This is a genomic window from Vibrio sp. 1288, from assembly GCF_033344475.1.
In genome coordinates, this window is sequence record NZ_JAWPOX010000312.1 from 1 (window position 1) to 833 (window position 833).

Sequence of the window (833 nt, forward strand, 5' to 3'; positions counted from 1 at the left end):
TGGTGATAGAAGAGCACAAAACGGGATTTGGTGTGAATCCGGAGCTATTAGGCTAACGCATTTGTCGTGGTACAGGACATAAAAAAGGAGCCAACGGGCTCCTTTTTCGATAGGTCTCTCGATGTTTAGTGAAGGATTATGCGCCGATAAAGGTGCTAATAACACCAATCAAACCACCGAATACGCCACCCCAAACTACTAGCCAGCCTAGGTGTTCTTTAATCATTTTTTGCACCATTTCTTTAACCAATGCCGGCGTTAACTCGCTAAGGCGTTGGTCGATGATGCCTTCGATGTTCTGCTTAATCTCATCCATCATGGCTGGTGATTCAAACTGCTCTTTCAAAGCTTCTTTAATACTGTCGCTCTTGCTCAGTTCGATGATGGACACTTGCATCTTTTCGACGAAAGGTTGTCGCATCGGCTGTAGAGCTTCCGCACCACCAAACATCGCTAGCATGCCGCCAAACTGGGAGCCCTCAATGACTTCTACTAGTGAGTCAAAGGCTGGGTTTAGATCCACTTTCTCAATCACAGGTTGAAGATCGATGTTCACACCGCCCGCCATTTCTTTATTCAAGAATCGGTCGATGTTCGCTTCGGTAAAGAACTGTTCCATCATCAAATTTTTGATCGCCAGTTTGAATTCTTCAAACCGTGCGGGAATCACACCAGAACCGTATAAACCCGGCACTTTTTCAAACAGCATGTGGATGGCAAGCCAGTTAGTGATGGCGCCAGAGAAGGCAAAGAGACCTGCATACCAAAGATAGTCGTTCTGAAATTGATGGCCCGCACCCATCAAAGCGATGGCGAGCAGATTCGTTAGCAAA

General features: G+C 46.3%; 1 protein-coding gene. It reads right to left on the bottom strand.

Translation table 11 applies throughout. The features are described from left to right. Positions 1–136: 136 nt before the first annotated feature. Positions 137–832, bottom strand: coding sequence for a DUF445 domain-containing protein (locus R8O11_RS26445; RefSeq protein WP_318194774.1), 696 nt, complete (start codon positions 830–832; stop codon positions 137–139). Between the last annotated feature and the right edge of the window lies 1 nt (position 833).